This is a genomic window from Streptomyces sp. NPDC048297 (genome assembly GCF_043201585.1).
Classification (GTDB): Bacteria; Actinomycetota; Actinomycetes; order Streptomycetales; family Streptomycetaceae; genus Streptomyces.
Genome location: NZ_JBICZA010000059.1, coordinates 14,916 through 31,784, shown reverse-complemented (window position 1 = coordinate 31,784; position 16,869 = coordinate 14,916). Strand labels below are relative to the sequence as shown.

At 70.2% G+C, this 16,869-nt stretch carries 17 protein-coding genes and 2 pseudogenes; 11 read left to right on the top strand and 8 right to left on the bottom strand.

Going from position 1 to position 16,869, the window contains the following annotated elements; genetic code table 11:
* Window positions 1-140 precede the first annotated feature (140 nt).
* Both ACGFYV_RS36240 and ACGFYV_RS36235 read right to left on the bottom strand, forming a co-directional pair.
* Window positions 141-977, bottom strand: a complete 837-nt coding sequence (locus ACGFYV_RS36240) for an NUDIX hydrolase (protein WP_393882801.1) — start codon at window positions 975-977, stop codon at window positions 141-143.
* Window positions 958-1,830: a TetR family transcriptional regulator C-terminal domain-containing protein gene (locus ACGFYV_RS36235; protein ID WP_393882800.1), complete on the bottom strand. Its 873-nt coding sequence runs from the start codon at window positions 1,828-1,830 to the stop codon at window positions 958-960. Before ACGFYV_RS36235 ends, ACGFYV_RS36240 begins: the two co-directional genes overlap by 20 nt.
* Window positions 1,831-2,115: 285 nt before the next feature.
* Between ACGFYV_RS36235 and ACGFYV_RS36230 the strand changes: the two genes are divergently transcribed.
* The 7 genes and pseudogenes from ACGFYV_RS36230 to ACGFYV_RS36200 all read left to right on the top strand — a co-directional run bounded on the left by ACGFYV_RS36230 (window position 2,116) and on the right by ACGFYV_RS36200 (window position 9,020).
* Window positions 2,116-2,493, top strand: coding sequence for an SDR family NAD(P)-dependent oxidoreductase (locus ACGFYV_RS36230; protein WP_393882799.1), 378 nt, complete (start codon window positions 2,116-2,118; stop codon window positions 2,491-2,493).
* A 3-nt stretch (window positions 2,494-2,496) separates the two neighbouring features.
* Window positions 2,497-3,864 (top strand): purine-cytosine permease family protein, encoded by a 1,368-nt coding sequence (locus tag ACGFYV_RS36225; RefSeq protein WP_393882798.1) that lies wholly within the window; start codon window positions 2,497-2,499, stop codon window positions 3,862-3,864.
* 94 nt (window positions 3,865-3,958) lie between these two features.
* Window positions 3,959-5,434, top strand: coding sequence for a CocE/NonD family hydrolase (locus ACGFYV_RS36220; protein WP_393882797.1), 1,476 nt, complete (start codon window positions 3,959-3,961; stop codon window positions 5,432-5,434).
* 247 nt (window positions 5,435-5,681) lie between these two features.
* Window positions 5,682-6,140, top strand: a complete 459-nt coding sequence (locus tag ACGFYV_RS36215; protein WP_393882796.1) for a nuclear transport factor 2 family protein — start codon at window positions 5,682-5,684, stop codon at window positions 6,138-6,140.
* Between the two features lie 60 nt (window positions 6,141-6,200).
* Window positions 6,201-7,439: an epoxide hydrolase family protein gene (locus tag ACGFYV_RS36210; RefSeq protein WP_393882795.1), complete on the top strand. Its 1,239-nt coding sequence runs from the start codon at window positions 6,201-6,203 to the stop codon at window positions 7,437-7,439.
* 348 nt (window positions 7,440-7,787) lie between these two features.
* Window positions 7,788-8,536 (top strand): annotated as a pseudogene (locus ACGFYV_RS36205) (alpha/beta fold hydrolase).
* A gap of 103 nt (window positions 8,537-8,639) precedes the next feature.
* Window positions 8,640-9,020 (top strand): nuclear transport factor 2 family protein, encoded by a 381-nt coding sequence (locus ACGFYV_RS36200; RefSeq protein ID WP_393882794.1) that lies wholly within the window; start codon window positions 8,640-8,642, stop codon window positions 9,018-9,020.
* Between the two features lie 138 nt (window positions 9,021-9,158).
* Here ACGFYV_RS36200 and ACGFYV_RS36195 read toward each other — a convergent pair whose 3' ends face one another.
* From ACGFYV_RS36195 to ACGFYV_RS36185, 3 genes are all read right to left on the bottom strand, one after another.
* On the bottom strand, window positions 9,159-9,422 hold the full coding sequence (locus ACGFYV_RS36195; protein WP_393882806.1) for a hypothetical protein: 264 nt from the start codon (window positions 9,420-9,422) through the stop codon (window positions 9,159-9,161).
* A complete protein-coding gene (locus ACGFYV_RS36190) occupies window positions 9,377-9,733 on the bottom strand; it encodes a TetR/AcrR family transcriptional regulator (protein ID WP_393882793.1) in 357 nt (118 codons plus the stop codon). The genes ACGFYV_RS36195 and ACGFYV_RS36190 overlap by 46 nt, the downstream gene beginning before the upstream one ends.
* 142 nt (window positions 9,734-9,875) lie before the next feature.
* A complete protein-coding gene (locus ACGFYV_RS36185; RefSeq protein WP_393882805.1) occupies window positions 9,876-10,331 on the bottom strand; it encodes a tetratricopeptide repeat protein in 456 nt (151 codons plus the stop codon).
* 49 nt (window positions 10,332-10,380) lie between these two features.
* Here ACGFYV_RS36185 and ACGFYV_RS36180 point away from each other — a divergent pair.
* Window positions 10,381-10,743: pseudogene (locus tag ACGFYV_RS36180) on the top strand (3-hydroxyacyl-CoA dehydrogenase family protein); the annotation flags it as partial.
* On the opposite strand, the gene ACGFYV_RS36175 reads toward ACGFYV_RS36180, so the two are convergent.
* The 3 genes from ACGFYV_RS36175 to ACGFYV_RS36165 all read right to left on the bottom strand — a co-directional run bounded on the left by ACGFYV_RS36175 (window position 10,744) and on the right by ACGFYV_RS36165 (window position 13,620).
* The gene (locus ACGFYV_RS36175) at window positions 10,744-11,226 is read right to left on the bottom strand and encodes a MarR family winged helix-turn-helix transcriptional regulator (RefSeq protein WP_393882792.1); all 483 of its coding nucleotides are present in this window, start codon (window positions 11,224-11,226) and stop codon (window positions 10,744-10,746) included.
* A gap of 150 nt (window positions 11,227-11,376) precedes the next feature.
* Window positions 11,377-12,591: an acyl-CoA dehydrogenase family protein gene (locus tag ACGFYV_RS36170; RefSeq protein WP_393882791.1), complete on the bottom strand. Its 1,215-nt coding sequence runs from the start codon at window positions 12,589-12,591 to the stop codon at window positions 11,377-11,379.
* A 6-nt stretch (window positions 12,592-12,597) separates the two neighbouring features.
* Window positions 12,598-13,620 carry a phosphotransferase family protein gene (locus ACGFYV_RS36165; RefSeq protein WP_393882790.1) on the bottom strand — a complete coding sequence of 341 codons (1,023 nt, stop codon included), beginning with the start codon at window positions 13,618-13,620 and terminating at the stop codon, window positions 12,598-12,600.
* 237 nt (window positions 13,621-13,857) lie between these two features.
* Here ACGFYV_RS36165 and ACGFYV_RS36160 point away from each other — a divergent pair, with 237 nt between their 5' ends.
* From ACGFYV_RS36160 to ACGFYV_RS36150, 3 genes are all read left to right on the top strand, one after another.
* Window positions 13,858-14,601 carry an enoyl-CoA hydratase-related protein gene (locus ACGFYV_RS36160; RefSeq protein ID WP_393882789.1) on the top strand — a complete coding sequence of 248 codons (744 nt, stop codon included), beginning with the start codon at window positions 13,858-13,860 and terminating at the stop codon, window positions 14,599-14,601.
* A 630-nt stretch (window positions 14,602-15,231) separates the two neighbouring features.
* Window positions 15,232-15,630 (top strand): SseB family protein, encoded by a 399-nt coding sequence (locus tag ACGFYV_RS36155; RefSeq protein ID WP_393882788.1) that lies wholly within the window; start codon window positions 15,232-15,234, stop codon window positions 15,628-15,630.
* A gap of 81 nt (window positions 15,631-15,711) precedes the next feature.
* The gene (locus ACGFYV_RS36150; RefSeq protein WP_393882787.1) at window positions 15,712-16,827 is read left to right on the top strand and encodes a hypothetical protein; all 1,116 of its coding nucleotides are present in this window, start codon (window positions 15,712-15,714) and stop codon (window positions 16,825-16,827) included.
* Window positions 16,828-16,869: the final 42 nt, after the last annotated feature.

Here is a 16,869-nt window from a genome sequence, read left to right as displayed (position 1 = left end):
GACTGGGGGCCCCGCCGCGCGGGCGCGGGGCGGCCCCCGCGGGCGGCGCCCGACGGGCGGGGGTCCCGTCCCCCGCCCGGGCTGCCTGTGGTGTCCCCGCGGGGGCCCCGGGGGGCCCGGCCCCGGGGTGACGCCTCGTCTCAGTTACGGGTGAAGGCCGGTTGCGCGAGGTCGGCGACCCGGGTCGGGCGGCCGAGCAGGGCCACCTCGCGGAACTGCCACAGCAGTGCTCCTGTCGGCGCGTGGATCACCATCCCGCGCCGCAGCGGCATCTGCAGCAGGCGCCGGCCGTCGGAATCGGTGTGCCAGTGCGGCAGGTCCGGCTCCGTGAGCCGGCGCAGCGGGATCGGGTGCAACGAGTGCACCTCGCGCGGGTCGCGTACGGGGCGTACGGGCGCCCGGGGGACGACGACCACCGGTGTGATGACGAAACCGGAGTCGGTGACGAAGTCGTCGAGCACACCCGCCACGTCCTCCGGCTCCGCCGAGATCCCCGTCTCCTCGCCCAGTTCGCGCAGCGCCGCCTGCACCGGGGTCTCCGCCCCGTCCAGCCGTCCGCCGGGCAGCGCCCACTGCCCGGCGTTGCGACCCCGGGCGACCCGCTTGATCAGCATTACGTGCGGCTCACCGCGCCGGCGGAACAGGGCGAGGCACACGCCGGCACGCCGCACGCCCGGTGCGACCGTGGCCTCGCGCCGCTCGAACGCCGCGAGATTGGCCCGCACCCGGGCCTCGACGTCGCCGAGATCGCCACGGGCTTCGCCGTCTGCGTGCTCGGTACTCGCCTCCATCTCGCCGTGCTCGGTACTCGCCTCCATCTCGCCGTGCTCGGTACCCGCCTTCACCTCGCCGTACGCGGCGCGCGCCGCCACCTCCCCAGGATTGGTGCGCGCCGCCGCCTCCCCGGGATCGGCGCGCGCCCCGTTCTCGCCGGGGTCGGCGTCGGAGGCCGCCGTGTCAGTGGTCGCTGCCGTCATGCGATCCGCCTTTCCGCGCGAGGAGTTCGCGCTCGATGAAGTCCAGCAGGACGCCGCGCATCCGCTCCGCCGTCACGTCCGGAGAGCCCGTCAGCACCTGGATGGCCAGGCCGTCGGTGAGCGCCGTGAGGACCAGGGCGAGTTGTTCCGCGTCCGCGTCCGCCCGGAACTGCCCCTGCCGCTGCCCCCGGAGCACGATCCGGACCACGGTCTCCCGCCAGCGGGCGTAGAAGCCGTTGTGGATCGCGCGCAGCTCGGGGCGCAGCGCGGTCTCCGCCCAGAACTGCAGCCAGACCAGCCACTCGTCCCGCACCATGTCGGCCGGCAGCTGCATGTCGATGAGCTTCACCAGCCGCCCGTACGCGCTGTCCACGGCCTTCAGCTCGACGCTCTGCCGCTCGAAGGCACAGGTGACGCAGTGCAGCAGCGCCGCGTTCAGCACGTCCTGCTTGGTGGGGAAGTAGTAGTGCACCGCGCCGCTGCTGGTACCGCAGGCGCGGGCGATGTCGGCGATGCGGACCGAGTGGTAGCCCTGCTCGGAGATGAGCTTCCAGGCCGCCTGGAGGAACTCGGTGCGGCGCCGGTCGTCGCCGTTGCCCTCCGCGTCCACGGGGTCGGCCGGCCGCCGCTCGGGCGCCGGGGCCGGTCCCGTGCCGCGGCCGTGCATCAGCCAGTCCACGCTCACTCCGCCCGCCGCGGCCACGGCCGACAGCTCGCCCGCCGTGAAACGGCGGTTGCCCTGGAGCGACTTGGAGAGCTTGGTCGGCTCGAGGCCGATGCGTGCGGCGAACTCCCGTTGGGTGTCCGCGACCGTGTCGATGACGCGGCGCACGCGCTGCGCTGTCTCGTCCATGGTGCCGCACCGTAGTGCCGCGTTGCCTAAATCGCAATATCCCTGGTGTGGGCCCCGCTGGGGCAACTGAGGGGTCTTCACTGAAAACTCGCAGGTTGCAAGCCTATTGGCAGCGCCTTCGGGGCCGTCCCAGAGTGAGGGCAATTCCCAACCGACGCATCAGTCAGTCGATGTGCCGATCCGGGTAGGCAGCCGTGCCATGCCGTGAGTTCCCCGTCCTTTCACGGTCCGGGAACGCCGAACACCGCATGGCGGCCCGGGACAGCGGCACAGAAAGAGAGCACCGTGGGCACCTCACCACTGCGCCCTGACGTGCACGACGGAAAGGTCGTGCTGATCACGGGTGGAGGCACCGGCAAAGGCCGGGCCGTCGCCAGGGACTTCGCCGCCTGCGGGGCGCGCGTCGTCGTCTGCGGGCGGCGCCCCGGCCCCCGGGACGACGTACGCGCAGAGATCGAGGCCGCCGGCGGCACCTGTCTGGCCGTGCCGGCGAACATCCGGGAGGAGGGAGCGGTCACGCACGTCGTGGACGCCGCCCTCGCCGAGTTCGGCCGGATCGACGTGCTCGTCAACAACGCGGGCGGCCAGTTCACCGCCCCCGCCGAGAAGATCACCTCCAAGGGCTGGCGCGCGGTGCACGACCTGGCCGTCGACGCCGCCTGAGCCATGACCCGCGAGGTCGCCGTCCACTCGATGATCCTCCACCGCTCCGGGTCCGTGTTCTTCATCGCGTTCTCCCCGCGGCGCGGCATCCCGGTGTGGTTCGCCGGCGACGCCCACCTCGCCACCGTCGCCACCGGTGCGATCGGGGTGACCCTCGGCGGGAACCTGATCTGGACGGCGATCGCCGTCGTCCTCGGCTCCGCCTTCGGCACCTTCTTCATGGCCTTCCACTCCACCCAGGGCCCGCAGCTGGGGCTGCCCCAAATGGTGCAGTCCCGGCCGCAGTTCGGCTTCGTCGGCGCCCTGCTCGTATGGGTCACGGCACTGGTGACGTACATCGGCTACACCGCGTTCAACCAGATCCTGGTCGGCCGCACCCTGTCGCATCCGGCCGGGGTGCCCGACCCGGCGAGCTACATCGGCTACGCGGTGGTGGGCATCGTCCTCGCGATCGTCGGCTACGACTTCATCCACCGGGCCTCGCGCTGGCTGACCTATCTGATGTTCGTGGCCCTGGTCGTGTTCACCGTGGGCATCGCGGTGACGGCCCCGTTCACCTCCGAGCAGCTCGACCTGGGCGCGTTCACCCTCGCCCCCTTCCTCGTCCAGTTCTTCACGGCCGCCGTCTACCAGCTCTCCTGGTCGATCTACGTCTCCGACTACTCCCGCTACCTGCCGCCGACCGTGGGCGTGCGCTCCTCGTTCTGGTGGACGTACCTCGGCGCGACCATCGGCGGGGCGTGGATGATGCTCGTGGGCACGGTGGCGGCCGGGCTGTTCCCGAAACTGGCCCTCGTCGAATCGGTCATCGCCGTCGGCGACAAGGTCTTCCACGGCTTCGGCACCACCCTGCTGCTGGTGTCGGTCGTCCCGCTGATCACCATCGGCACGCTCAACTTCTACGGCGGCAGCCTGACCCTGCTGTCCAGCATGGACTCCATCCGGCAGATCCGGTCCACCGTGGCCAAGCGGGTGGTCACGCTCGTCGTCGTCGGCCTGCTGTCGACCGCGATCGCCTTCAGCTCGGACGAGACGTTCCTCAGGGAGTTCGAACACTTCCTGGTCGTCCTCGGCTACCTGTTCACCCCGTGGACGGCGATCAACCTGGTCGACTTCTACGTCGTACGCCGGGGCCACTACTCGATCCGGGAGATCTTCAACCCGCGCGGCATCTACGGACGGTGGAGCTGGCGCGGACTGGTGAGCTACGTCGTGGGCTTCGCGTCGATGATGCCGTTCGCCGTGGTGGGCGACCACATGGGCCCGGTGGCACGGTGGCGCGGTGGTTCGACGGCCTGGACGTCACCATGCTCGTCGGACTGGCCGTCTCGGCCGGCCTCTACCTGCTGGTCTGCCGGTCGCTTGACCTGACGACCGAGCGGGAGCGCGTCGCCGCCGCCGACGCCGGCCTGGACCCCGACCTGCCGGCTCCCGCGGCGCACGCCGGGTGAACACGGCCCTTCCCGTGCCGTTCGGTACGCCGGTCCCGCAGGCGGACTCCTTCCGGGTCCCCATGCGGGACGGCGTCCGCCTGCACACCGACGTGTACCTGCCGCCGTCCCCCACGAGGCTGCCGGCGGTGCTGATCCGGACGCCGTACGACAAGACGCGTCCGGACACCCTGCTGCCGGACATCGCGGCCCGGCTCACCGACGCCGGACTGGCCGTCGTGACGCAGGACGTCCGCGGCAAGATCCGCTCCGAGGGCCGCACGGAACCGTTTCGCGCGGAGACCGGTGACGCCTGGGACGTCCTGGAGTGGATCACGGCGCAGCGCTGGTCGGACGGCACGGTGGGCTGCTGGGGCAACTCGTACTACGGCTTCACCGCCTGGGTCGCACTCGCCTCCCTGCACCCGGCCGTCCGAGCGCTGGTGTCCCGGCTCACCACGACGGACATCGGCGGCGAACTCATCCACCGGGGCGGGGTGTTCAGACTCGGCCCCATGGTGGACTGGCTGACGACCACCTGGGCCGATCGTGCCAACCTGGCCACGAGCCCGGACTGGTCCCGGCGGCCCTTCGCCGGGCTTCTCGACGAACTGCCCGCCGTGACCGGTGAGTTGTCACCGGCCCAGTGGCCCACCACACCCCCCGGCGCGAACCGCTGGCGCCAACTGGCCTTCGGTGACCACACACCCGGCCACGGACGCGTGCCGACCCTGCACTGGACCGGCTGGTACGACCTCTTCCAGAGCGGGCAGCTGCGCGACTGGTGTCGGGCCCAGCGGGCGGCGCGCGCACCGCAGTACCTGATCGCCGGGGCCATCGACCACCAGGACGACCCGCACACGCCGGACGGACACGGCCCCGACCACCTCACCGACCCGGCCGCCCGCGAAACGATGCTGGACCGTTCCCTCACCCCAGTGATCGACTTCCTGCTACGGCACCTCGGCACAGGCGGAGCGGGGGAGCCGCCCCCACCGGTCCGCTGGCAGAGCACGGGCACCGGCCGGCACACGGCACCCTGCTGGCCTCCGCCCGGGACCCGTACCCTGCGCCTCCATCTCGCCGACGCGCCGGCCGCCGCGAGCGGCCCCGAGGGCGGAGCGCTCGTCGCTCGGCCCGATGCCGAGGCCCGCCCGGCCGGCTGGGACCACGACCCCGACGACCTGGTACCGGCCACCGACACCAACTGGTGGCGTCCGCTGCCGGCCCTGCCCGACGAACGGCAGGTGGAGGGACGCCCGGACGTCCTGACCTTCACCGGCTCCGCCTCCCGCCCTTCTGGCCTGCTCGGCGAGCAACGTCCCCGCCGTGGCGAGATCCACGTCCCCAATCGGGGACTTTTCCGACGCGAAGTCCCTCGGGTCGTGGGGACGTCGCCTGCTCGCGGCCGGTCGTCTTGCCTTCAGACCGTGGCCCGGCATATCGACAGCGACCGACCTTGTCGTACACCCATGACTCCCCCTCCAGGAAACGCGATCGTATCCCGCTGATCGGCGGCCGTCTGTGCGCGGTCCGCGGTGGGCAGCGGGCTGCTGAGCAACGGGGCGAGTTGGAACACATAGGTACACGAGTCAAGCATTTTCGGTCACGTGACTGGAGCCACAGCATTCTGGACTTGTCGGTCCAATGTGCGCGAGTGCATGGTTAATGGGCCGGGCGGTCCACGCTCTGAAGGTGTCGGCAGAACGCAAACCTCGCGTACCGCATGTCTCCATATCGCCAGAAGGAAGATCGACCATGGAAACCATCGAGCGCCTCGGCATCACGGAGGAAGTCCGTCGCCTGATGGCCCGCTATGTCCGTTACGCGGACCACCAGCGCTGGGGCGACCTGGCAAACCTGTTCACACACGACGGCACCTTCACCCCGCACAAGCCGGACGGATCCGTGTGGTTCCGCATGCGCGGCCGGGACGAGATCACCGCAACGGTGGGCGCCAGCGGCGGCCCCGGCGTCACCCTGATCCATCACCTGTTCTCCGACGAGATCGACGTCGACTCACCGACAGCCGCTCATGGCGTGTTCGCGATGGAGGACATCGTCACGAGGCCCGAGGACGCCGAGGTCTCCGAAGCCATCCCCTTCAGAACCATGCACGGCTTCGGTCACTACCACGCGCGCTTCGTCAAGACCGGGGGCTCGTGGCAGATCGCCGAACTCAAGCAGACCCGAGTCCGCCTGGACTTCAGCGACTGACCGATCACGCGGTCCACTTCAGCAACTTCCGTTTCCACTTCCCAGGAAAGCAGCATTGCAGTGAGCGAAATTAACGAAATCAACAAGTTGGCACCGTACGAGATCGACATTCCCCAGGATGTCCTCGACGACCTCAAGGACCGCCTGCGGAAGACCCGTTACTTCGGCGACCTCGACAACGAGGAGGAGTACTACGGGATCAGCACCGCCTACCTCAAGCCGCTGGTGGAGTACTGGGCGGACGGTTTCGACTGGCGTGCGCAGGAAAAGAGGCTGAACTCCTTCAACCAGCACAAGGTCGAGATCGACGGCACGCCCGTGCACTTCGTGTACGAGCGGGGCAAGGGCCCGAACCCGATCCCGCTCATCGTCAACCCCGGCTGGCCCTGGCCCGGGGAGTTCAGCTACGGCCTCATCGGCCCGCTCACGGACCCCGCCGCCCACGGCGGCGACCCGTCACTCTCGTTCGATGTCATCATCCCGGACCTGCCCGGCTTCGCCTTCTCCACTCCGGCCACCAGGGGCGATCTGAATTACTGGAAGATCGCCGACATCCTGCACAAGCTCATGACCGAGGAGCTCGGCTACGAGAAGTACGGCGTCGCTGGATCCGACTACGGCGCCCTGGTCGCCAGCCAGCTGGGGCACAAGTACGCCGACAGCATCATCGGCCTGCACTACGGCCACGACATGCCGCCGGGGCAGTTCGCGAACGAGCGGTTCTGGGACCTGACCGACGGCGTGAAGATCCCCGAGGATGCCTCGCCGGAACTGCGGGCGGGCCTGGAGAACCTCGTCGACACCTATGTCTCCCACGTCGCGGTCCACATGCTGGATGGCTCGACCCTCACCCACGGTCTGAACGACTCCCCCATCGGAATGCTCGCCTGGCTGCTGCGGCGGTGGAAGAAGTGGAGCGACAAGCGGGGCGACTTCGAGACGGCGTTCCCTCGCGACTTCATCCTCACCCAGGCCACCATCTTCTGGGCGACGCAGTCCATCGGCACCTCCATCCGAATGTACCGGAACGCGGTGCGTCACCCGTGGGTTCCTTCCCATGACCGTCAGCCCGTCGTCGAGCCGCCGGCCGGCTTCACCTTCCTTCTCGGTGACGCCTACCCGCCGGCCATCAACACCGTCGAGGACCGCATCGCCGCCTTCGAGAACGGGCCCACGCGCAGCTCCTTCAACGTGGTCAACATCAACGCCCACATGAAGGGTGGCCACTTCGTCCACTACGAGAACCCGGAGGCGTTCGTTTCCGACCTGCGGGAGACCTTCCGCAGGATCACCCTCTGACCCACACCGACGGGCCTGCTCGGAGCGGTCCGCCGTGCCAGTCATTTGACTGAACACGTGTCGCGATGCACGTCTCCACGGCCGCGCCCGTGCTCGCAGTCTGGGTGGCGGTGCCTTCGTACTGAGAAGGCGAGAGTGAGTCATTGAACGGATGCCCGAACTCACTTCTTTCGACAAACCTGTGGTCGCGAAGCCGAGGCGCCGTGTCAATGACGGCCCGAAGTCTCCGCGACCGCAGCTCCGCCGTTACCGAGAGGGACCAGCATGCCGTTCATCGCCGTGGGCGAGGAGAACACCGCCGACATCGAGTTGTACGACAAGGACCACGGGAGCGGTCAACCCGTCGTCCTGATCCACGGCTTCCCGCCCGACGGGCACTCGTGGGAGAAACAGTCGGCGGCGCTGCTCGCGGCCGGCCACCGCGTCATCACCTACGACCGACGCGGCTTCGGTCCAGCCAGCCCACCGCCGGCTACGACTACGACACCTTCGCCGCCGACCTCAACACCGTGCTGGAGAAGCTGGACGTGCGCGACGCCGTCCTCGTCGGCTTCTCCATGGGCACCGGCGAAGCCGCGCGCTACCTCGGCACCTACGGCTCAGCGCGCATCGCTAAGGTCGCTTTCCTCGGCTCCCTGGAACCGTGCCTGCTCCAGAGCGACGACAACCCGGACGGTGCCGCGCCCGCCGAGTTCTTCCAGGGGGTGGTCGACGCGGTCAAGGCCGACCGGTATGCGTACTACACGCCCTTCTACCAGGACTTCTACAACCTGGACGAGAACCTGGGCACACGTATCAGCGAGGAGGCGGTGCGCAACAGCTGGAACGTGGCCGCGGGTGGCGGTGCGTACGCGGCCGCGGCCGCACCGCTGACCTGGGGTACGGACTTTCGCCAGGACATTCCCGAGATCGACGTGCCGGCTCTCATCCTGCACGGCACGGGTGACAGGATCCTGCCCGTCGAGTCCACGGCCTGTTTTTTTCACCAAGCCCTGCCCTCCGCCGACTACGTGGAGATCGAAGGCGCGCCACACGGGCTGCCGTGGACTCACGCGGACGAGGTGAACAAGGCGCTGCTGGAATTCCTGTCCAAGTAGCGGCACTTGACAGGGTGCCGCGGCAGGCAACCTCTTTCTGGACCATAGAGTCCAAACTTTACTACCTAGGCTCAACGAGACTCCCGATCTTAGAGGTCATGTTATGGCTGCCATCGACAACGACTCATTCATCCGCGACTTCGTGAACACCTTCAACAGCAAGAACGCCGCCGCCCTCGGCCCGTATCTGGCCGATGACGTTGTCTTCCACAACTACGGCGACAACCCGATCAAGGGACGTGACAAGGTGGTCGCCCTCTGGAGGGGCGTGTTCGGCAACTTCGAGCAGATCAAGTTCGAGACCGTGCACCAGGCGGTCACCGGCGACGTCGTCATAGCCGAGCAGATCCATGGGCTCGCACTGCCCGGCGGCAAGCTCGCCCCGGTGATGAACATGGCCGTCTACGAACTCCGCGACGGCAGGATCGCGGAGTGGCGCGACTACACCAACCCCGTCTACGCGGCCTCCCTTCTGCAGGCTTGATGTGCCGAAGGACTGCTCCGGCCTCCCTGAAGGAGCCGGGGCAGTCCCCATTCCAGGCACGGCAGCATATGTGGCAGAGGGACCGAAGGGACCGTATTTCCGCACTACGACCGAGTCGCCTGGCGGCGGAACCGCCTCTCAGTCCAGTGCCCGCAGCGCGCCGGTGACTGCCGACTGCAGGAACGCGTGATCGGCGCGGGCCTGTCCCATGACGTGGATGCCCTGGATGAACGTGGTGAGGAAACGGGCGCCGTCCACCGGGTTGAACCCGCTGCGCAGCTCGCCCCTGTCCTGGGCCCGGTGCAGTGCCTCCGCCAGTACTGACTCCACGGCGTTCATCGGCATACGTACCTGCTTCACCGTGTCGTGGTGGGTCGCGCGTTCGGTGGTTGCGCCGACCAGCGGACAGCCGTGTCGGGGACTGCCACGTCGGCCGTGATCATGGTGATCAGCAGGTCGCGCAGTGCTGTGCGGATGTCCTCGCCGGTTTGCACGTCCCGCTCGAGGGTCGCGATCAAGCCTTCGCAGTAGCGTTCCAGAGCCCTCGCGTACAGACCGTCCTTCGAGCCGAACGCGGCATACAGGCTGCCGCTGCCGATGCTGAGCGCTGCGGTCAGCCGGGGCATCGGTGTGGCGTGGTACCCCTGCCTCCGGAACAGCGTCATGGCCTGTTCCACTGCCACGTCGGTGTCGAACGCGCGGGGGCGGGCCACTTCAGCATCCTTCTGTCAGCGGAGTCGCCGCGCGGCGACGAGGGCGTCGGTGATGCGTCGAGGGCTCCCGGTCCGGGGGCCTCGCGGTGGAGAGATGGGGCACACCGCCGACTCTGGCAGGCCGTGCTCGGGGCGGCATGGGTCAGTTGACTGCAAACGTGGAATTCGGCGGCGCTGCCCGGTCGGCCGTGCGTGCGCGGACGATGGGCTGACCATGTCGGTCCGATGGCCCGGGGACGCCCAAGGCCGCAGCGGCGGCCTGCATTTCCGCCGCGCGGGGGCTGTTGATCACGCTCAGGAGTTCGGCCGCCCGCAGGAGGCTCGCTCGTGCCGCCTGGTGGTCTCGCTGCTCCTGTTGCACCGTCGCCAGGTGTTCGAGGACCTCGGCCTGGTTGTAGCCGTCGAAGGCCTCGCCGTAGAGCCGCAGCGACTCTTGGTAGTCCGCGGTCGCGCCGTCGAGGTCGCCGAGGTGCCGGCGGGCGTAGGCCATGGTGTCCCAGGCCGCGGCCTCGACACGGAGGTTGCCGTCCCGGCGCAGGAGGGGGATCGCCTCCTCGTAGCGGCCGAGCAGCGCGAGGTACCAGCCCACGGCGTTCATCTCGTGGGCCATGCCTCTTTCGTTGCCCAGCGTGCGGTAGATCTCCAGTGCTCTGCGTGCCCTGGGCAAGCACGTCATCCGTGCCACCGACCGCGCCGGCTTCGTGGTGAACGCCCTGCTGGTCCCGTACCTGCTGTCCGCCGTACGGATGCTGGAATCGGGTCTGGCCAGCGCCCGTGACATCGACCAGGGCATGGTCCTCGGCTGCGCCCACCCGATGGGCCCGCTGACCCTCGCGGACCTCATCGGCCTCGACACCACCCAGGCGATCGCCGAGTCGATGTACGCCGAGTACAAGGAGCCGCTGTACGCGCCGCCCCCGCTGCTGCTGCGCATGGTCGAGGCCGGCCACCTGGGCAAGAAGACCGGCCGCGGCTTCCACGACTACGGAGCCGCCCCGACGCGCTCCTAGCTAGTGCGCTTCGCGGTCCTGTCGGTCCTGCCAGCCCTGTCGGTCCTGGATCGTGCGGGCCAGGGCCGGGAGCGCGATCGTCACCGCGTGCCGCTCCTGCTCCGTCAGTTCGTCGATGAGCTGCCCCAGGGCGCCGGCGCGCTCGGACCGCCGGTGGCGGAAGACCTCCAGGCCGTTGTCGGTGGCCTCGACCAGCACGCCCCGGCCGTCGGTGCGATCGGCGGTGCGCCGTACCAGGCCCGCGCGCTCCAGGCGCGTGACGAGCTGGGTCATGTTCGGCTGCGAGACGTTCTCCGCGCGGGCCAGTTCGGTCAGCCGCTGCGGGCCCTCGCGGCCCAGCCGGCCGAGCGCCGAGGAGGCCGCGGTGCTCAGGCCGCCGGCTGTGGCGCTGCGGCGTACGTACCGGACCAGCTCCTCCACGGCGATCATCAGGTCCTCGGCGGGCACATTCCGGGGAACGGGCTCCATAACGTGCTTATGCATAACCGCATCATGCAGGCCCGCGCATCGGGAAGCAAAGCGCTCCACCGCCGCAGGGGTGGTGCGCGGCGATCCCGGCCTTCCGCGCACCACCCCTGTGCCCGGTTCCCCGGACGCCTGCATGTACGTCTTCAGCTACGTGCACGTCTTCGGCTACATGTACTTCTTCAGCTCCCGGCGGGCCAGGGACCGCTGGTGCACCTCGTCCGGGCCGTCGGCGAGCATCAGCGTGCGCGCCCCGGCGTACAGCTCGGCCAGCGGGAAGTCCTGGCTGACGCCGCCCGCGCCGTGCAGCTGGATGGCGCGGTCGAGGATGCCGACGACCGCACACGGAGTGGCGATCTTGATGGCCTGGATCTCCGTGTGGGCGCCCCGGTTGCCGACGGTGTCCATCAGCCAGGCCGTCTTCAGCACCAGCAGCCGCAGCTGCTCGACCTGCACCCGGGCGTCGGCGATCCAGTTCTGGATCACCCCCTGCTGGGCCAGGGCCTTGCCGAAGGCGGTGCGGGAGACGGCGCGCCGGCACATCAGCTCGATCGCGCGCTCGGCCATGCCGATGGCCCGCATGCAGTGGTGGATGCGGCCGGGGCCGAGGCGGGCCTGGGCGATGGCGAAGCCGCCGCCCTCCTCGCCGACGAGGTTGGTGACCGGGACGCGCACGTTGTCGAAGATCACCTCGGCGTGGCCGCCGTGCCAGTGGTCCTCGTAGCCGAACACCTGCATGGCGCGCTTGACCGTGAGGCCCGGGGTGTCGCGGGGGACCAGGACCATGGACTGCTGGCGGCGGATGTCCGCACCGTCGGGGTCCGTCTTGCCCATCACGATGAAGATCTTGCAGTCCGGGTTCATCGCCCCGGAGATGTACCACTTGCGGCCGTTGATGACGTAGTCGTCGCCGTCCCGCTCGATGAGGGTGGTGATGTTGGTGGCGTCGGAGGAGGCCACCTCCGGCTCGGTCATCGCGAACGCCGAACGGATCTCCCCGGCCAGCAGCGGCTCCAGCCACTGCTTCTTCTGCTCCTCGGTGCCGAACTGGGTGAGCACCTCCATGTTCCCGGTGTCGGGCGCGGCGCAGTTCAGCGCGGTGGGCGCCAGCTGCGGGGAGCGGCCGGTGATCTCGGCGAGCGGCGCGTACTGGAGGTTGGTCAGCCCGGCGCCGTACTCGGAGTCCGGCAGGAAGAGGTTCCACAGGCCCTGCCTGCGGGCCTCGGCCTTCAGCTCCCCGACCACGGCCGGGGTGTCCCACGGCGAGGCCAGCTCGGCCCGCTGCCGCTCGGCGACGGCCTCGGCCGGGCGGACGTGCTCGTCCATGAAGGTGAGGAGCCTGGCGCGCAGTTCCTCGGTGCGAGCGTCGAACGCGAAGTCCATGTCCGGTCAGCCTTCCTGGAGGGTGGTGAGTCCGTGGTCGATGAAGACGGGCACGAGGTCGCCGATCCGGTCGAAGCCCTGCCCGACCGTCTGGCCGAGGGTGTAGCGGTAGTGGATGCCCTCCAGGATCACGGCGAGCTTGAACCACGCGAACGCCGTGTACCAGGAGATGTCCGAGACGTCGCGCCCCGAGCGCGCGGCGTACCGTTCGACCAGCTCCTGCGGGGAGGGGTGCCCCGGCGCCTCGGCCGTGGTGGAGACCGGCGAGTCGGGCGTGCCGAGCGGCGTGCAGTACATCACCAGCAGGCCCAGGTCGGTGAGCGGGTCGCCGAGCGTGGACATCTCCCAGTCGAGGATCGCCTTGATCGTGTCGTCGGCGCCGATCAGGACGTTGTCCAGGCGGTAGTCGCCGTGCACGACCGCGGGGGCGCCGGAGGTGGGCAGGGAGCGTCCGAGGGCCGCGTGCAGCTCGTCGATGCCGGGCAGCTCGCGGTTGCGGGAGGCGTCCAGCTGCTTGCCCCAGCGGCGCAGCTGCCGGTCCAGGAAGCCGTCCGGGTGTCCGAAGTCCGCGAGGCCCACCGCGGCCGGGTCCACCGCGTGCAGCCCGACCAGTGTGTCCACCAGGGACAGCACCGCGTCGCGGGTGCGCTCCTCGCCCAGCGGGGCGAGCTGCTCGGCGGTGCGGTACGGGGTGCCCTCGACGAACTCCATCACGTAGAACGGCGCCCCGAGCACCTCCTCGTCCTCGCACAGCAGCACCGGGCAGGGGACCGGCACCTCGGTCGGGTGCAGCGCGCTGATCACCCGGTGCTCGCGCTTCATGTCGTGTGCCGTGGCCAGCACGTGGCCGAGCGGCGGACGCCGGACGACCCACCGGGAGGTCCCGTCCGACAGCGTGTACGTGAGGTTCGACCGTCCGCCCTCGATCAGCCGGCCGGTCAGGGGACCGCTCACCAGGCCGGGCCGCTCACGGTCGAGCAGTCCGCGCAGCCGGTCGAGATCGAGTCCGGGCGGGTGATCGGCGCTCATGCGGCACTCCTCGGAACAGGACGGCAACAGGTCGGATTCAATCATCCTGACTAGTCGGTATGTCGTCCAGTCGCAGCGCGGAACGTGATCAGGGTCTCCAACGACAGCCCTCGCGTCGGCCGGCGGCCCGCGCGCGGTCGGCCCGTACGCTTGCGCCGCCGGTGCCGTGCCTGTTCCCGCCCCTGCCCCTGCCCCCGCCCCCGTTCCTGTTCCTGTTCCTGTTTCGAGGAGGACGCAATGCCCCGTACCCGAGCCGAGGTCATGCTGGATGTGAAGGACGCGGTGGCCGTACTGACGCTCAACGCCCCGGACCGGTACAACGCGCTCACGCTTGCGATGTGTGCCGACATGGTCGAGGCGATGGACGAGGTCGACCGCGACCCGGGGATCGGAGCGCTCGTGGTCCGCGGCGCGGGCAAGGCCTTCTGCGCGGGCGCCGACCTGTCGACGCTGAGCCGGGCCGGCGAGGACCCGCTGGGAGCATCGGGGTTCACGGATCTCAGCGCGCTCTACGAGACCTTCGTGCGCCTGGGCCGCGTCACCGTGCCCACGCTCGCCGCCGTGCGGGGTCCTGCCGTGGGGGCCGGAATGAACCTGATGCTCGCCGCCGACCTGCGCATCGTCGCCCGGGACGCCCGGCTGATCAGCGGCTTCCTCAAGCGCGGACTGCATCCGGGCGGCGGCCATTTCACGCTGCTCGACCGTGTCGCCGGCCGCGAACTGACGGCCGCGATGGCCCTGTTCGGCGAGGAACTGGACGGCGAACAGGCCGTGCGCGCCGGGCTCGCCTGGGACGTCGTCGACGCCGAGCTGCTCGACGACCGCGCGCTGGAACTGGCCGGCCGGGTGGCCGGGGACCCGGAACTGGCGCGTGCGGCGGTGGCCAACTTCCGGCGTGAGACGGGAGCCACGCCGATGCCGTGGGACGTCGCCCTGCAGTTCGAGCGGACGACTCAGATGTGGTCGATGCGCCGCGGGTGACCGCGACCGCGCGTCCCTGTGCAGCGTGCGCTTGTGCAACGAGCCGTGGACGCCCGGCGGTTGGGCGTGCACGCCGTCCTCGACGCCCCGCTGGACCACATCCCGGGCGCACCACTTCCGCATCCTGCGCGAGGCCGGCCTGGTACGGCAGGTGGACCGGGGCGACAGCAGGACCCGGGCCATAGCAGGGCCGGGGCAACAGCAGGGCCGCCACCCTGCGCCGGGACGACCTGGACAAGCGCTTCCCCGGCCTGCTGGACCTGATCCGCGACAACCCCTGAAACGGCGCGCCGACACCGGCCGGCCCGGAAGACCCTCGGCACCGCCCGGCTCCCGGCGCCCGGCGACCTGAGCGGCCGGCGGGGGCGCTGCGACCTTCATGGCCGGCCGTGTCTTGCCGCCGTCCGGGTGACGGATCTCCGCGACCTCCGCGACCGTCGGCTCTCACGCCGTCCAGGTGACCGGTCTCTGCGCCCTCCGCGGCTGCCGTCTCTCGCCACCGTCCCGGCACCGGCCCCCCGCGGAATCCTCACGCATGCCCCGGGCGCCGCGGGGTACGCGGGGCGGGAGTACGTCCGGGGCGCCCGCCGCGGACGTGGCCGTATCACCGCCGCTACCAGGGGATCTGCCATGGACACACCCGCACACGACGACCTTCCGACGCCCGCCCGGCAGGCGCTCGACGCGCTGGCCGTGAACGCCGAGGACCAGGCCGCCCTGGACACCCTCGCCCACAGCGAGGTGCTCGTCCCGGTGCCGGACGACGCGGCGGGAGCGGAGACCGTCGACCCCTCGACGGTCGCCCTGCCCGTCCTCGAACAGCCCGGTGGAGACCCGGTCGTCCCCGTGTTCACCACGGAGGGGATGATGGCCGAGCTGCTGCCACAGGTGTCCCGCTACCGGCTGATACCGCTCGGCGCGCTCGCCTCCCAGTGGCCCGAGGAGGACCTGTCGCTCGCGATCGACGGCAGCTCGCCCCACGGGCTCACGCTCACCTCGCACGGGGTACGCACCCTGCTCGCCCGGTGAGCCGTCGATGAGTCGGCGTGAGTCGACGGTGCGCCGTCGATGAGCCGGGGCCCCCGGCCCGCCACAGGCCACAATGTCCGTATGGAATGGATCTCCGGCGTGGCCGGCGGGCTGGTCCTCGTCCTGGTCCTCAGCAGCATCCTGCGCACCCTCGTCGTGCCCAGGGGGCTCTACTCCTCGCTGGTGTTCCGGCTGTGGTGGCTGCTGCGCCGGCTGCTCCGGCTCACCGCCCTGCGGGGCGGCTACGACGCCATCGACCGCGTGCAGACCTGGCTCGCCCCGCTGATGCTGATCGGTACCCTGGCGACCTGGCTCGCCGGAGCCCTGTTCGGCTACGGGCTGCTGCTGCACGCGCTGTCCTCGCTGTCCTGGAGCACCGCGTTCCGCGAGGCCGGCTCCAGCCTGTTCACGCTGGGCTTCGCGAGCGACGTCCGGCTCAAGCTGTCCGTGATCGACTTCATGGCGGCGGCCACCGGACCGGTCCTGATCGCCCTCCAGATCGCCTACCTGCCGACCCTGTACGGTGCCTACAACCGCCGGGAACTGGAGGTCACCCTGCTGCAGGCGCGGGCCGGCGAGCCCGCCTGGGGGCCGGAGATCCTCGCCCGCCAGTGGCTGGTCGACACCGAGACCGCGCTGCCCGAGCTGTACCGGGCGTGGGAGCGCTTCGCCGCGGACATCGGCGAGAGCCACTCCACGTACCCGGTCCTGCTGACCTTCCGATCCCCGCGCCCCTACCGCAACTGGCTGGTCGGGCTCATCGCCGTCATGGACGCGGCCGCGCTGCAGCTCGCCCTGGACCCACGGGTCGCCCCGCCGGAAGCCCGCCTGGTGCTGCGCGCCGGATTCACCGCCCTGCGCGACATCGCCCGCGCGCTGCGCATGTCCTTCGACGCCGATCCGCTGCCCGACACCCCCATCCTGCTCACCTTCGAGGAGTTCGACGAGGCCGTCGCGATGATCCAGACGACCGGCTTCCGGGCGGAGCGCTCCCCGAAGGACGCATGGCCCCACTTCCGGGGCTGGCGGGTCAACTACGAGGCGGTCGCCTACGAGCTGTGCCGCCGCTGCGACGCCGTACCCGCGCTGTGGACCGGCCCGCGGGACTTCCCCGGCGAGCCCGTGCCGCCGCTGCGCCCGGCGGACCGCAGGCCTCCCCACCCGGGACGGCCCCAAGTTCCCCCCGTCTCCGGGTAGTTTTCCCGGCCTGCGGAGGGAAGACCCCGGCGGAAGGTGCCG

Excerpts from the sequence above, each read along its gene's own strand:
- ACGFYV_RS36225 (WP_393882798.1), top strand. The coding sequence starts at position 2,497 with ATGACCCGCGAGGTCGCCGTCCACTCGATGATCCTCCACCGCTCCGGG.
- ACGFYV_RS36150 (WP_393882787.1), top strand. The coding sequence starts at position 15,712 with ATGGAATGGATCTCCGGCGTGGCCGGCGGGCTGGTCCTCGTCCTGGTC.
- ACGFYV_RS36215 (WP_393882796.1), top strand. The coding sequence starts at position 5,682 with ATGGAAACCATCGAGCGCCTCGGCATCACGGAGGAAGTCCGTCGCCTG.
- ACGFYV_RS36165 (WP_393882790.1), bottom strand. The coding sequence starts at position 13,620 with ATGAGCGCCGATCACCCGCCCGGACTCGATCTCGACCGGCTGCGCGGA.
- ACGFYV_RS36170 (WP_393882791.1), bottom strand. The coding sequence starts at position 12,591 with ATGGACTTCGCGTTCGACGCTCGCACCGAGGAACTGCGCGCCAGGCTC.
- ACGFYV_RS36160 (WP_393882789.1), top strand. The coding sequence starts at position 13,858 with ATGCCCCGTACCCGAGCCGAGGTCATGCTGGATGTGAAGGACGCGGTG.
- ACGFYV_RS36175 (WP_393882792.1), bottom strand. The coding sequence starts at position 11,226 with ATGCATAAGCACGTTATGGAGCCCGTTCCCCGGAATGTGCCCGCCGAG.
- ACGFYV_RS36235 (WP_393882800.1), bottom strand. The coding sequence starts at position 1,830 with ATGGACGAGACAGCGCAGCGCGTGCGCCGCGTCATCGACACGGTCGCG.
- ACGFYV_RS36155 (WP_393882788.1), top strand. The coding sequence starts at position 15,232 with ATGGACACACCCGCACACGACGACCTTCCGACGCCCGCCCGGCAGGCG.
- ACGFYV_RS36200 (WP_393882794.1), top strand. The coding sequence starts at position 8,640 with ATGGCTGCCATCGACAACGACTCATTCATCCGCGACTTCGTGAACACC.
- ACGFYV_RS36185 (WP_393882805.1), bottom strand. The coding sequence starts at position 10,331 with ATGAACGCCGTGGGCTGGTACCTCGCGCTGCTCGGCCGCTACGAGGAG.
- ACGFYV_RS36240 (WP_393882801.1), bottom strand. The coding sequence starts at position 977 with ATGACGGCAGCGACCACTGACACGGCGGCCTCCGACGCCGACCCCGGC.